Raw genomic sequence first — 12,957 nt, 5'->3', positions numbered from 1 at the left:
GACCGCAGACCACTTGCGGCCCAGCCGCCCGCGAGGCCCCCGGGGCCGGACAAGGAGACCACGCACATGATCGAGGACGCACTGCTCGAGGCCGAGGACAAGATGGACAAGGCCGTCGACGTGGCCAAGGACAACTTCGCCGGCATCCGCACCGGGCGCGTCAACCCGGGCCTCTTCAACAAGGTGCTGGTCGACTACTACGGCTCGCCGACCCCGCTGCAGCAGCTGGCGTCCTTCCAGACGCCCGAGGCGCGCACGCTGCTGATCAGTCCCTTCGACAAGACCTCGTTGACGGCGATCGAGGGTGCGCTGCGTGAGTCCGACCTGGGCGCCAACCCGAGCAATGACGGCTCCGTCATCCGGATCACCATGCCGGAGCTGACCGCCGAGCGCCGCAAGGAGTACATCAAGCTGGCGCACAACCAGGGCGAGGACGCCAAGGTCTCCATCCGGCACATCCGGCGCGCTGCCAAGGACACGATCGACAAGCTCGTCAAGGACGGCGACATCGGCGAGGACGAGGGCAACCGTGGCGAAAAGGAGCTCGACGCGCTGACCAAGAAGTACGTGGACAGCGTCGACACCCTCCTCAAGGCCAAGGAAGCCGAGCTCTCCGAGGTCTGATGTGACCGACCCCCAGCCCGCGACCCGTCGCGCCATCAGGGCGGCCGCCCCCGCTCCAGCAGGCCCCTCGAGCCGGGCTGGCCGCAACCTCCCCGTCGCCATCGCCTCCGGGCTGACCTTGGGGGCGCTGGCGGCTGGCTCGCTCGTCATCCACCCGGTGGCCTTTGCCGTCGTCATCTGTGGGGCGATGGTGGTCGCGGTCTGGGAGATGCGTCAGGCCCTGTCCGAAGGGGGACTCTTCGCCCCCTTCATCCCGGTCGCCATCGGTGCGGTGAGCATGATCGTCGCGGCCTACATGCGGGGTGCTGAGGCACTGGTCTTCGCCACCGCGCTGACGCTTGTCGCCACCCTCGTGTGGCGCGTCGCGGACGGCACGGTCGGAGCGCTGCGCGATGTCGGGGCCGGCGCGCTCATCCTGCTGTACCCGTGCTTCCTCGCCGGGTTTGCCGCGATGATGCTCGCTGAGCCGCAGGGTCAGTGGCGCATCTTCGTCTTCATCATCATCACGGTCTTCTCCGACATCGGCGGCTACGCCTTCGGCGTGGTGCTCGGCAAGCACCCGATGGCCCCCAAGCTGTCGCCGAAGAAGTCCTGGGAGGGCTTCGCCGGGTCCGTCTTCTCCTGTGCTGTCGTGGGTGCGATCGTCATCCCGCTGACCTTGGACGGGGCGTGGTGGCAGGGCGCGGTGCTCGGCGCGCTGGTCGCGCCGGTCGCCACGATCGGCGATCTGATCGAGTCCAGCCTCAAACGCACTCTGGGCGTCAAGGACATGTCCAACATCATCCCGGGCCACGGTGGCCTCATGGATCGCCTCGACTCCCTGGTCATGGTTGTGCCGCTCGTGTGGGTGGCGCTTCGGATCATTGCGCCGCACTGAGAGACTGGACCCGATGACTGACCTGCCCACGCCCTCGACCGCCCGCCCTGTGCCCGGCCAGCTGACGATGACCGCGCCTCGGCGTGGCAAGCCGCCGCGCCATCTTGCCGACCTCGACCTCGCCGGCCGTGTCGAGCTGGCCAAGGAGCTCGGTCTGCCGGGATTCCGCGCCAAGCAGCTGTCCACGCACTACTTCACCCACCACACCGACGACCCCGAGCAGATGAGCGACCTGCCCAAGGCCGCTCGCGAGGAGCTCGTCGCCGCCATGCTCCCGCGCCTGCTCACGCCCGTGCGCACCATCAGCGCCGACCAGGGGGCGACGCTGAAGTCGGTGTGGCGTCTGCACGACGGTGCTCTCGTCGAGTCCGTCCTCATGCGCTATCCGCGTCGGGCGACGATCTGCATCTCCAGCCAGGCCGGGTGTGGGATGAACTGCCCCTTCTGCGCCACGGGCCAGGAGGGCCTGACCCGCAACATGTCGACGGCGGAGATCGTCGATCAGGTCGTGGCGGCCAACCGGATGCTCGCCGAGGCGGGCGACCTGGCTCTCGGGGGCGACGCCGGCGCGCTGGGGGCCGAGGCCGACGACGACGGTGAGTCCCTCCCTTCGACCGGTGGTCGCCGCGTCTCCAATGTCGTCTTCATGGGCATGGGGGAGGCGCTGGCCAACTACACGTCGGCGATCGGTGCCATCCGCCGCATGGTCGACCCCTCGCCCGAGGGCCTGGGCATGAGCGCCCGCGGCATCACGATGTCCTCGGTCGGGCTCGTGACCGGCATCGACCGGCTCACGGAGGAGGGCATCCCCGTGACGCTCGCCCTGTCCCTGCACGCTCCGGATGACGAGCTGCGCGACGAGCTCGTCCCGATCAACACCCGCTTCAAGGTCGACGAGGCGATCGACGCCGCCCACCGCTACTACCTCAAGACCGGGCGACGCGTGAGCATCGAGTACGCGATGATCCGCGACATCAACGACCAGGCCTGGCGCGCAGACCTGCTCGCCAAGAAGCTCCTCAAGCGTGGCAGGGGCTGGGTGCACATCAACCCGATCCCGCTCAACCCGACGCCTGGGTCGAAGTGGACCGCGTCGCGTCGCGGAGTCGAGCAGCAGTTCGTCGAGCGGCTGCGTGCCGCTGGGATCCCGACGACCGTGCGGGACACGCGCGGCAGCGACATCGACGGAGCCTGCGGGCAGCTCGCGGCGGCTACGTCGGGCGCAGAGTGAGCGCGCTCGTCGACGGCGGCTCCGGCCGCGAGATCGTCCTGACCCTCAGCGGCCCGGACCGGCGCGGCATCGTGCACGCCGTCACCGGCGCGATGGTCCGCCTCGGGCTCAACATCCTGGACAGCCAGCAGTTCGGTGACCCCTCCACCGGAGAGTTCCACCTGCGCATGCACCTGCAGGGAGAGACCGTCCTCGACGAGGGCGCACTGGAAGGGGAGCGGGCGCGTCTGGCCGCGGAGCTCGGCGCCGACGTCAGCATCCACGACCCCCACCAACCGCATCGCCTGCTGGTGATGGTCAGCCGTCAGGGCCATGTCCTCAACGACCTGCTCTTCCGCGTGCGCACCGGCCAGCTCAATGTCGTCGTGCCCGCGGTGGTCTCCAACCACGAGGACTTCCGGGCCGAGGTCGAGTGGCACGGCATCCCCTTCCACCACGTGCCGGTGACGCGGGAGACCAAGCCGCAGGCCGAGGCGCGGCTGCGCGAGATCATCGAGGCCGAGCAGGTCGAGACGGTCGCGCTGGCCCGCTACATGCAGGTGCTGTCGCACGAGATGTGCACGGACTTCCCCGGACGGATCATCAACATCCACCACTCGCTCCTGCCGTCCTTCAAGGGGGCTCGCCCCTACTCCCAGGCACACGAGCGTGGGGTCAAGGTCATCGGTGCGACGGCCCACTACGTGACGGCCGACCTCGACGAGGGCCCGATCATCGAGCAGGACTTCCGTCGGGTCGACCACCGGATGAGTCCCGCCCAGCTGGCCGCGACCGGCGCCGAGCTCGAGGCGATGGCCTTTGGCCGGGCCCTGCGATGGCACGTCGAGCGGCGGGTCGTGCTGCGCGGCCGCCGCACGATCGTCTTCGACTGACCGACGCAGGGAGGCCCCCTCTGGCCGTGCGAGGGTGGTCTGCCTTAGATTTTGGTCATGAACACAGTCGGTGCCGCTCCGGGGTCACAGTCCTCGCTGCGCCGTGCCAACCGTGAGCGGGTGGTCGAGACCCTCTCGACCCATGGCCCGCTGACCCAGGTCGAGATCGCCGGGGCGACCGGGCTGTCTCCCGCGACGATCTCCAACCTGGTCCGCGACCTGGATGCGGACGCAGCCGTCGATCTGTCCAACAGCGTGCGCAACGGACGCAGGGCGGTCCTCGTCTCGCTCGTCGGGGGAGCGCCACTGCTGGCCGGGGTCGCCTTCGGGGACAGGGACATCCGCATCGCCGTCGGGACCGGGCCCAATGACATCCTGGCCCGCCACCGGATGCCGTTGCCACAGGATCATGTGGCCGACGAGGGCTTGGACCGGGCGGCCCGGCTGCTCCACGAGATGCTCAGCGACAACGGTCGCACGACGAGCGATCTCGCGCAGGTGGCGCTCGGGCTCCCGGCGCCCGTGGACTCCGTCAGCGGAGCCGTGGGCTCGGAGCTGATCATGCCGGGATGGCGAGGTGTGCACGCTGCGGCGGAGCTGCAGACCGCGCTGGCCACCCCGGTCATCCTCGACAACACCGCCAACTTCGCAGCGGAGGGCGAGCTGCTCGCCGGAGCCCTGGGCGGGGTCGAGACCGGCGCCTACCTCAAGCTCTCGCACGGCGTGGGTGCTGGCCTTGTGATCGGCGGTGCGGTCTTCCGGGGGAGCGCCGGCACTGCTGGCGAGATCGGCCACCTGACGATCGACGAGGCGGGGCCGGTGTGTCGCTGCGGCAACCGCGGCTGCCTCAACACCTATGTGGGGTCACCGGCCCTCATCGCGGCCATCACCCCCTCCCAGGGGCCGATCCCCTTGCGCGAGATCGTCTCCCGCGCCCATCAGGGCGACCCCGGCTGTCGTCGGGTCATCACCGACGCGGGGCGTCACCTGGGGGTGGCGCTCGCGGGCGTGGTCAACCTGCTCAACCCACAGGTCATCGCTGTCGGTGGGCAGCTGGCGCGCACGGGGGACCTGCTGCTCGACGCCATGCGTGAGGGCGTGGAGCGGGGCGCCATCCCGAGCGCCGCGGCCAGCGTCTCGCTCGTGCCGGCGGCGCTGGGGGATGACGCCGAGGTGCGAGGTGCCCTCCTCAGGGCGGCGGCGGCCAGGTCTGCCCGGGTCGGTTGAGATTGCACTTTGGCGACACGTTGGATTTAAGTCTTGACGCCAAGGGCGGCGAGTTCTAGCGTCCACCTGAGCGGGTCACACGGTGTGGCTCGGACATCTCAATGAGGAGATCGACATGACCACTCGCGCGCACCGCTTGTCCCGCGCCCTGGCGCTTCCGCTGACGCTGGTCCTAAGCGCTGGCGCCCTGGCCGCCTGCAGCTCCGGGGAGGGCGCCGGGGACAGCTCCGGCTCCGGCGGCGCTGGCGAAGGGGGTGCGCTGAAGATCGCGCTGCTGCTCCCCGAGTCCAAGACCACTCGCTACGAGTCCTTCGACCGACCGCTCTTCGAGGCCGCAGTCAAGGCGGAGTGCTCCGACTGCGAAGTCATCTACAACAACGCCGACCAGGACGCCACCAAGCAGCAGCAGCAGTTCGAGTCAGCGGTCACCGAGGGAGCCGATGTCATCGTCCTCGACGCGGTGGACGGCAAGTCGGCCGCCTCGCTGGTGAGCAATGCCAAGAGCCAGGACATCCCGGTCATCGCCTACGACCGCTTCATCGCAGGCGCGGACTACTACGTCTCCTTCGACAACCGGAAGGTCGGGGAGCTGCAGGGACAGGCCCTGCTCGATGCGCTCAAGGCAGACGGCAAGACCTCCGGCGACATCCTGATGATCAATGGCGCTCCGACGGACGCCAACGCCGCCGACTTCAAGAAGGGCGCGCACGCCGTCCTGGACAAGAGCGACTTCACGATCGCCGGTGAGTACGACACCCCTGACTGGAGCCCGGACAAGGCGCAGTCGTGGGCCGAGGGCCAGCTGGCCAAGGTCAAGGGTGACCTCGTCGGCGTCTACGCCGCCAACGACGGCACCGCAGGCGGCGCCATCGCCGCGCTCAAGGGAGGCGGCGTCGACCCCCTTCCTCCCGTCACGGGTCAGGATGCCGAGCTCGCGGCCATCCAGCGGATCATCGCCGGCGATCAGGACATGACGATCTACAAGGCGATCAAGCCGGAGGCCGAGGACGCCGCCAAGGCCGCCATCGCCCTGGGCAACGGTGACAAGCCGGAGGCCAAGGACGACAAGGAGGGTGTGCCGTCGACCCTCCTGGACCCGGTCGTCGTCACCAAGGACACCGTCAAGGACACGATCGTCAAGGACGGCTTCTACACGGTCGATGACATCTGCGCTGGCAGCTTCGCCAAGGCCTGCGCGTCCGCTGGCCTGAAGTGACGCCCTCCTCGACGACGAAGGACTGACATGACCACGACCTCCACCGGGGAACCGGTGCTGTCCATCAGCGGACTGTCGAAGCGATTCGGCGCCGTGCAGGCACTCAAGGACATCGAGTTCGATGTCCGCCCGGGGGAGGTCGTGGCCCTCGTCGGAGACAACGGCGCGGGCAAGTCCACGCTCGTCAAGGCGATCGCGGGCGTCTACGTCCCTGACTCGGGGGTGCTCACGGTCAGTGGCCGTCGGGTCAACATCACCAGCCCGACCGAGTCGCAGAGCCTGGGGATCGCCACCGTCCACCAGGACCTCGCGCTGTGCGACAACCTCGATGTCGTCGGCAACCTCTTCCTCGGCCAGGAGCGTCGTCGCTTCGGTGTCCTCGACGAGGTGGCGATGGAGAGCGAGAGCTGGCGGCTGCTGCGCCAGCTGAGCGCCAAGATCCCGTCGGTGCGCATCCCCGTCGCGAGCCTCTCCGGTGGTCAGCGCCAGACGGTGGCGATCGCCCGCAGTCTCCTCGGGGACCCCAAGGTCGTCATGCTCGACGAGCCGACTGCGGCACTGGGGGTGGCGCAGACCGCGGAGGTGCTCAACCTCGTGGAGCGCCTGCGGGAGAACGGCCACGGCGTGATCCTCATCAGCCACAACATGTCCGATGTCATGGCGGTCGCCGACCGGGTGAGCGTGCTGCGGCTGGGCCGCAACAACGGCACCTTCCACGTCAGTCAGACGACCGCGCAGGAGATCATCGCCGCCATCACCGGCGCGACGACCAATGCCGTCTCGCAGCGCGCCGAGCGCCGAGCCACCCAGGAGACCCGATGAGCACGCCGCACCGTCCTGACGTCGAGTCCACGTCCCCGGTCACACCGGCCACCACGGATGCGGCCGCGCTGCCGGCCGACCTCCAGGACGAGCGACTGATCTCCGAGCACGGGGTCGCCGGGTGGCTCTCCGCCACCTGGGGGCGCATCCGCACGGGTGACCTGGGGTCCCTTCCTGTCGTGCTGGGACTGGTCATCATCTGGATCGTCTTCCAGAGTCTCAACGACAACTTCCTCTCCAGCCGCAACCTGGTCAACCTCGCTCTGCAGTCCGCGGCCGTCGGCACGATCTCCATCGGCGTGGTCCTCGTCCTGCTGCTCGGCCAGATCGACCTGTCGATCGGCTCGATCAGCGGGTTGGCGGGCGCGGTGCTGGCGGTCGGGTTCGTCAACCACGGGTGGTCGGCGCCCGTCGCGATCATCGCCGCCTTGGTCGCCGGGGTGCTCGTGGGCCTGGTCTACGGCGCGATCTTCACCGCCTTCGGCGTGCCGAGCTTCGTCATCACGCTCGCTGGGCTGCTCGGTATCCTGGGTCTCCAGCTCTTCGTGCTCGGCGACGAGGGGACGGTCAACCTCCCCTTCGACTCCGGCCTGGTCAACTTCGCGCAGAAGACCTTCCTCGTCCCCGCGGTGAGCTACGCCCTGATCGCCCTCGTCGTGGCCGGCTATGTCGCGACCCGGTTGCTGGCAGGCGCGCAGCGCAAGGCTGCCGGTCTGTCGGCGCCCTCCATGACGGCGACGATCGTGCGGGCCGTGGTGCTCGCACTGGTCCTTGGTGTCCCAGCCTTCGTGCTCAACCGTGACCGCGGTGTCCCGATGATGTTCTTGACCTTCCTCGTCCTGGTCGTCGTCATGGACCTGGCGCTGCGGAGGACCTCGTGGGGTCGCGCCGTCATGGCCGTCGGTGGCAATGTCGAGGCGGCCCGGCGCGCTGGCATCAGGGTCACGCGGGTGTACCTGTCGGTCTTCGTGCTCACGGCCACGTTCGCCGCTCTCGGTGGCATCTTCGCGGCCTGCCGGCTGGCAGCGGCGAACCAAAGCAGTGGTGGGGCGGACACCAACCTCAACGCGATCGCGGCAGCAGTCATCGGTGGGACGAGCCTCTTCGGTGGTCGAGGGTCGGCCTACTCGGCCCTACTGGGTGTCATCGTCATCCAGTCGATCAGCTCGGGTCTGAGCCTGCTCAACCTCGACTCGTCGGTGCGCTACATGGTGACCGGCGGCGTCCTCCTGCTGGCCGTCGTCATCGACTCGCTGAGCCGCCGCAGCCGAGCGGCGCACGGACGAGCCTGAGCCGCCCCCACGCGCCCGCCCTCCCGGGTGGAGGTATGCGCGCGGACCTTTCGTCCGCGAGTTGACGTCCACCCACGCTGGGGAGTGCGTGGGTGGACGCAGACGCGCCGAGCAATCGTCCGCGCGCATACCTCCAAGCGCACGAAGGGAGAGGTGGGAGTCAGGCCAGGAGGATCTCGGCGGCCTCCTGCGGCGTGGCGACGAGGTGCAGCACCTCGCCGAGGGGTCGGCCGGTGCCCAGGGTTCGCAGGGCGGGCCACACGGGCACCGTCTCGGTCCAGTGCTCGAGGCCGACGAGCACGAGCGGGGGGAGGGGCTCGTCCTCGGGCGCGTAGTACAGGGGCGTCGCTGCCTGGAAGATCTCCTGGACCGTCCCTGCAGCGCCCGGCAGCACGGCGAGACCGCCGGTGCTCTGCGCGAGCAGCACGTCCTCGCGCAAGGCATTGGAAAAGTACTTGGCGATGCCGTTGCACATGACATTGGGCGGCTCGTGCCCGTAGAACCACGTGGGGATGCCGAAGCTGCGGGCACCGTCATCGGGCACGTCGAGGTCGGCCCGCACCGACAGGGACAACCCGGCCCACTCGTCGATCGACGGGCGGAAGCTCGGCACGCCGGCCAGCCGGTCCAGTGCGGAGTCCACCGCCTCGGGTGATGCTGCCAGCGCGCCGAGGTTGGCGGCCTCCATGGCCCCCGGCCCGCCGCCGGTGAGGACCGCGCGACCACCGGCGGCCAGGGCGTGGCCGAGCCGAGCGGCATCGGCGTAGTCGCTGCTGTCGCGGCCCAGCGCGTGCCCGCCCATGACACCGACGACGTCGAGCCCGTGCAGGGCCTCGATGAGGGCGTCCTGGACGGCGTCGTCGTGCACGGCCCGCAGCAGCGTCGCATAGGCATCGTGCTGGGTGTGCGCCTCACCGCTCCACGCGTAGGCACGAGCGTCGACCGTGCTCGCGTACCCCTCGGCCTGCATGCCGTCGTAGAGCTCGAAGGGGGTGTACAGCCGAGCGCGGAAGGGCTCCACCGGACAGCTGGGGTCCGGCGGGATGAGCACGGCGCCGCGGGCGACAAGGCTCGCGGCCACGTCCGGGGGCACCTGCCCGCCGAGCACGACCAGTCCCCGGACGTCTGCCTGGGAGAGGTGGTTGGCATGCGGCTCGAGGTCGAGGCCCTGGAGGCGCCATCCCGCGAGTGACCCGCCGGCGTCCTCGAGCCGGCGCAGGGCCGCGGCGTCGTGGACCTCGCGATAGGCGGGGTCGCCCGACGCGCGGCCGAGCCGGTCACGCAGGGGGTGGCGGTGGGTCTCTCTCGTCATCCGGTCAACCTAGCCATGACGACGTGCATGGTGTCGCCTACGTCAGGAAGCGTATGGATTTGATCAGGAAGTGCAGCCCCGCGGGCTGGTCCATGCCCTCCTGACAGCACGTCGCGACCCGCGCGGAAGTCGTTGTCGTGCACCGCTTTTTACTGTCCGTTGACGGTGCTGTCCACGGATCCCGATCCGTGGACAGCAGCGCGAGGCGCTCCTAGGGTCGGGCCGCAGCCGCCTCGAGATCCGGCGCGGCTGACGAAAGGAACACATGAAGTACTCGATGAAGAGCACCGGTGTTGTTGTTTCCTCTGCGGCCCTGCTGTTGGCGGTCGCCCCCTTCGCCACGGCACAGGGAAGCGAGGATCTCGCCCCCCTGACCACGCACGGCGACTCCGCCGTGACGATGCAGGGTGAGACCACCTATGTGGTCACCCTCGAGGAGGGTGAGTCCGCGACCGAGGTCGCCAGCTCCCTCGGTGTCACGCCGCAGCACGTCTACACCCACGTCATCGACGGCTTTTCCGCCACGATGACCCCCGACCAGCTGCACGCGGTGCGAGCCGACTCGAGTGTCTCAGCGGTCTCCGAGAACATGAGCATCCAGGTCGAGCTGCCCGAGGGCAGCCCCTCGGCGAACACCCCGTGGGGCCTGGACCGGATCGACGACCCCGCGCTGCCCCTCGACGACAGCTACGAGCCAGCCGGTACGGGCGACGGGGTGACCGCCTACATCCTCGACACCGGTATCGACCCCGACCACCCGGACTTCGGCGGCCGGGCCTCGGTCGGCTTCGACGTGACGGGTGGCGACGGGCTCGACCGACAGGGCCACGGCACGCACGTCGCCGGCACGATCGGCAGCGAGTCCTACGGCGTCGCCACGGACGTCGAGCTGGTGGGCGTCAAGGTGCTCGACGACAGCGGCAGCGGCTCCTCGGCCGGCATCATCGAGGCGATGGACTGGATCGCGCAGAACGCCGACGGGCCGTCCGTGGCCAACATGTCGCTCGGTGGCTCCAAGGACCCCGCACTCGACGAGGCCGCAGCAGGCCTGGTCGACAGTGATGTCTTCACCGCGGTCGCGGCGGGCAACGAGTCGCAGGACGCGGCACGTGTCTCGCCGGCCGGTGCCGACGGTGTCTTCACGACGGGAGCCTCCACGAGTGAGGACGGCAACGCGTCGTTCTCCAACTTCGGCTCCGTCGTCGAGGGCTATGCGCCCGGGCAGGACATCGAGTCGACGGTGCCGGGCGGCGGCACCGACACCTACAGCGGCACCTCGATGGCCAGCCCGCACGTGGCCGGCGCGGCCGCGCTGTACCTCGGCGCCAACCCCGGCGCGACGCCCGACGCCATCACCAGTGGCCTGCAGGAGGACTCGGTCGACGTCATCAGCGACGCACCGTCCGGCACGACGTCCGACCTGCTCCAGGTGGACGCCGGCTGATCGCAGCCCGACGCGAAGGGGGCACGGGAGCGGCGTGATCGCCGCTCCCGTGCCCCCTTCGCGAGGTCGTGCCTCAGAGGTGGTTCTCGGCCTCGGTGAGGACCGAACGCAGGCGCGACTCGATGTCGTCGAACTCCGCCTGACCGATGGTCAGTGGCGGAGCCAGCTGCACCACCGGGTCGCCACGGTCGTCGGCACGGCAGTAGAGGCCGGCGTCGAAGAGCGCCTTGGACAAGAACCCGCGGAGCATCGACTCGGACTCGGCCTCGGTGAAGGTCTCCCGGGTCGTCTTGTCCTTGACCAGCTCGATCCCGTAGAAGTACCCCTCGCCGCGGACATCGCCCACGAGCGGCAGGTCGAGCAGCCTTTCGAGGGTCTTGCGGAACTTCGGCGCGTTTTCCTGGACGTGGGCGTTCAGGCCCTCGCGCTCGAAGATGTCCAGGTTGGCCAGGGCCACGGCGGAGCTCACCGGGTGACCTCCGAAGGTGTAGCCGTGCAGGAAGGAGGCGGTGCCCTTCTTGTACGGCTCGAAGAGCCGGTCGCTGGCGATCATTGCGCCGATGGGGGAGTAGCCGGAGGTCATCCCCTTGGCGCAGGTGATGATGTCGGGCACGTACCCGAAGTCGGTGCAGGCGAACATCGACCCGATCCGGCCGAAGGCGCAGATGACCTCGTCGGAGACGAGGAGCACGTCGTACTCGTCGCAGATCTCGCGCACCCGCTCGAAGTACCCGGGCGGCGGCGGGAAGCAGCCGCCGGCATTTTGCACGGGCTCGAGGAAGACGGCGGCGACGGTCTCGGGTCCCTCGAACTCGATCGCCTCGGCGATCCGGTCAGCGGCCCAGCGACCGAAGGCCTTGGGGTCATCGCGCAGGTCCTCGGAGGCGCGGTAGATGTTGGTGTTCGGCACCTTGTGCGCACCGGGGACGAGCGGCTCGAAGTCGGCCTTCATCCCCGGGATGCCGGTGATCGACAGGGCGCCGTGCGGCGTGCCGTGGTAGGCGACCGCGCGGGAGATGACCTTGGTCTTGTGCGGCTTGCCGGTCATCTTGAAGTACTGCTTGGCCAGCTTCCACGCGGACTCCACGGCCTCACCACCACCGGTGGTGAAGAAGACGCGGTTGAGGTCGCCCGGGGCTCCCTTGGCCAGCCGCTCGGCGAGCTCGATCGCGGCCGGGTGGGCGTAGGACCACAGCGGGAAGAAGGCGAGCTTCTCCGACTGCTTGAGCGCGGCCTCGGCCAGCTCGGTCCGGCCGTGACCGACCTGGACGACGAAGAGACCGGAGAGGCCGTCGATGTACTCGCGACCGGCGTCGTCCCAGATCTTGTGGCCCTCACCGCGGACGATGATCGGGACCTTGCCGCCCTCCTCGTACACGGAGTGGCGGCTGAAGTGCATCCACAGGTGGTCGCGCGCCGCCTGCTGCATGTCGGTGCCGAGAGTGGTGGTGGTCGATTGGGTCATCTGGTCCCCCAGTTGTAGTGCTGCTTGTTGAGCTTGAGATAGACGAAGGTCTCGGTGGATCGCACGCCCGGCAGGGTGCGGATGCGCTCGGTGAGCAGGGTGAGCAGCTCGTCGTCGTCCTCGCAGACGATCTCGGCGAGCAGGTCGAAGCTGCCAGCGGTGGTGACGACGTACGAGACCTCGGTCATGGCCGCGAGCGCATCCCCGACGGGGCGCAGGTCGCCGTCGACCGAGATGCCGATCATCGCCTGGCGGTGGAAGCCCACCTGGAGCGGGTCGGTCACCGCGACGATCTGCATGACCTCGGCATCGAGGAGCCGCTGGACCCGCTGGCGCACCGCAGCCTCCGAGAGACCCACGGCGCGGGCGATCGTCGCGTAGGACTGGCGTCCGTCCTCCTGGAGGTGCTCGATGATCTGCTTGCTCATCGCGTCGAGCTGGACCGGGGCGGACATGCTGCCATCGTGTACTGATCTCGTCTCGTTGGCAAGCCGAGGTCTACGGAATCAGTGCCTCTATCGAGTGCATCCAGAGGTTTTCCCAGTTTTCCTTGCGTGGGGCTGTCGATATCGTCA

Annotated in this window: 12 protein-coding genes; 9 read left to right on the top strand and 3 right to left on the bottom strand. The window is 69.1% G+C overall.

From position 1 onward, the window contains the following. Positions 1-66: 66 nt before the first annotated feature. From frr to JLI01S_RS08260, 8 genes are all read left to right on the top strand, one after another. Positions 67-624 (top strand): ribosome recycling factor, encoded by a 558-nt coding sequence (frr, locus tag JLI01S_RS08295; RefSeq protein ID WP_068262944.1) that lies wholly within the window; start codon positions 67-69, stop codon positions 622-624. A 1-nt stretch (position 625) separates the two neighbouring features. Beyond that, the gene (locus JLI01S_RS08290) at positions 626-1,501 is read left to right on the top strand and encodes a phosphatidate cytidylyltransferase (RefSeq protein WP_084349297.1); all 876 of its coding nucleotides are present in this window, start codon (positions 626-628) and stop codon (positions 1,499-1,501) included. 13 nt (positions 1,502-1,514) lie between these two features. Then, entirely contained in the window at positions 1,515-2,732 is a 1,218-nt protein-coding gene (gene rlmN, locus JLI01S_RS08285; RefSeq protein ID WP_068262943.1) for a 23S rRNA (adenine(2503)-C(2))-methyltransferase RlmN, read from the top strand. Then, complete coding sequence (purU, locus tag JLI01S_RS08280; RefSeq protein ID WP_068262939.1) at positions 2,729-3,604, top strand: formyltetrahydrofolate deformylase; 876 nt, start codon at positions 2,729-2,731, stop codon at positions 3,602-3,604. The genes rlmN and purU overlap by 4 nt, the downstream gene beginning before the upstream one ends. A gap of 57 nt (positions 3,605-3,661) precedes the next feature. Further along, on the top strand, positions 3,662-4,831 hold the full coding sequence (locus JLI01S_RS08275; protein WP_068262937.1) for an ROK family transcriptional regulator: 1,170 nt from the start codon (positions 3,662-3,664) through the stop codon (positions 4,829-4,831). Between the two features lie 115 nt (positions 4,832-4,946). Further along, positions 4,947-6,047 carry an ABC transporter substrate-binding protein gene (locus tag JLI01S_RS08270; protein WP_068263039.1) on the top strand — a complete coding sequence of 367 codons (1,101 nt, stop codon included), beginning with the start codon at positions 4,947-4,949 and terminating at the stop codon, positions 6,045-6,047. 27 nt (positions 6,048-6,074) lie between these two features. Next, positions 6,075-6,869 (top strand): ATP-binding cassette domain-containing protein, encoded by a 795-nt coding sequence (locus JLI01S_RS08265; protein ID WP_068262936.1) that lies wholly within the window; start codon positions 6,075-6,077, stop codon positions 6,867-6,869. Further along, positions 6,866-8,161: a sugar ABC transporter permease gene (locus JLI01S_RS08260; RefSeq protein WP_084349296.1), complete on the top strand. Its 1,296-nt coding sequence runs from the start codon at positions 6,866-6,868 to the stop codon at positions 8,159-8,161. Before JLI01S_RS08265 ends, JLI01S_RS08260 begins: the two co-directional genes overlap by 4 nt. 160 nt (positions 8,162-8,321) lie before the next feature. Here JLI01S_RS08260 and JLI01S_RS08255 read toward each other — a convergent pair whose 3' ends face one another. Further along, positions 8,322-9,473 carry an LOG family protein gene (locus JLI01S_RS08255; RefSeq protein WP_084349295.1) on the bottom strand — a complete coding sequence of 384 codons (1,152 nt, stop codon included), beginning with the start codon at positions 9,471-9,473 and terminating at the stop codon, positions 8,322-8,324. 265 nt (positions 9,474-9,738) lie between these two features. On the opposite strand from JLI01S_RS08255, the gene JLI01S_RS08250 reads away from it, so the two are divergent. Continuing rightward, a complete protein-coding gene (locus JLI01S_RS08250; protein WP_068262935.1) occupies positions 9,739-10,917 on the top strand; it encodes a S8 family peptidase in 1,179 nt (392 codons plus the stop codon). 73 nt (positions 10,918-10,990) lie between these two features. Here JLI01S_RS08250 and JLI01S_RS08245 read toward each other — a convergent pair whose 3' ends face one another. Then, complete coding sequence (locus JLI01S_RS08245) at positions 10,991-12,382, bottom strand: aspartate aminotransferase family protein (RefSeq protein ID WP_068262933.1); 1,392 nt, start codon at positions 12,380-12,382, stop codon at positions 10,991-10,993. Continuing rightward, positions 12,379-12,837 carry an Lrp/AsnC family transcriptional regulator gene (locus JLI01S_RS08240; protein ID WP_068262932.1) on the bottom strand — a complete coding sequence of 153 codons (459 nt, stop codon included), beginning with the start codon at positions 12,835-12,837 and terminating at the stop codon, positions 12,379-12,381. The genes JLI01S_RS08245 and JLI01S_RS08240 overlap by 4 nt, the downstream gene beginning before the upstream one ends. Between the last annotated feature and the right edge of the window lie 120 nt (positions 12,838-12,957).

Source organism: Janibacter limosus NBRC 16128 (assembly GCF_001570985.1).
Classification (GTDB): domain Bacteria; phylum Actinomycetota; class Actinomycetes; order Actinomycetales; family Dermatophilaceae; genus Janibacter; species Janibacter limosus.
The sequence above is the reverse complement of the archived record's forward strand: the minus strand, read 5'-3'. Positions and strand labels throughout refer to the sequence as shown.

Bases quoted from the DNA above. Each gene is read 5' to 3' on its own strand.
- frr (WP_068262944.1), top strand. From the start codon at position 67: ATGATCGAGGACGCACTGCTCGAGGCCGAGGACAAGATGGACAAGGCC.
- rlmN (WP_068262943.1), top strand. From the start codon at position 1,515: ATGACTGACCTGCCCACGCCCTCGACCGCCCGCCCTGTGCCCGGCCAG.
- JLI01S_RS08275 (WP_068262937.1), top strand. From the start codon at position 3,662: ATGAACACAGTCGGTGCCGCTCCGGGGTCACAGTCCTCGCTGCGCCGT.
- JLI01S_RS08270 (WP_068263039.1), top strand. From the start codon at position 4,947: ATGACCACTCGCGCGCACCGCTTGTCCCGCGCCCTGGCGCTTCCGCTG.
- JLI01S_RS08265 (WP_068262936.1), top strand. From the start codon at position 6,075: ATGACCACGACCTCCACCGGGGAACCGGTGCTGTCCATCAGCGGACTG.
- JLI01S_RS08260 (WP_084349296.1), top strand. From the start codon at position 6,866: ATGAGCACGCCGCACCGTCCTGACGTCGAGTCCACGTCCCCGGTCACA.
- JLI01S_RS08255 (WP_084349295.1), bottom strand. From the start codon at position 9,473: ATGACGAGAGAGACCCACCGCCACCCCCTGCGTGACCGGCTCGGCCGC.
- JLI01S_RS08250 (WP_068262935.1), top strand. From the start codon at position 9,739: ATGAAGTACTCGATGAAGAGCACCGGTGTTGTTGTTTCCTCTGCGGCC.
- JLI01S_RS08245 (WP_068262933.1), bottom strand. From the start codon at position 12,382: ATGACCCAATCGACCACCACCACTCTCGGCACCGACATGCAGCAGGCG.
- JLI01S_RS08240 (WP_068262932.1), bottom strand. From the start codon at position 12,837: ATGTCCGCCCCGGTCCAGCTCGACGCGATGAGCAAGCAGATCATCGAG.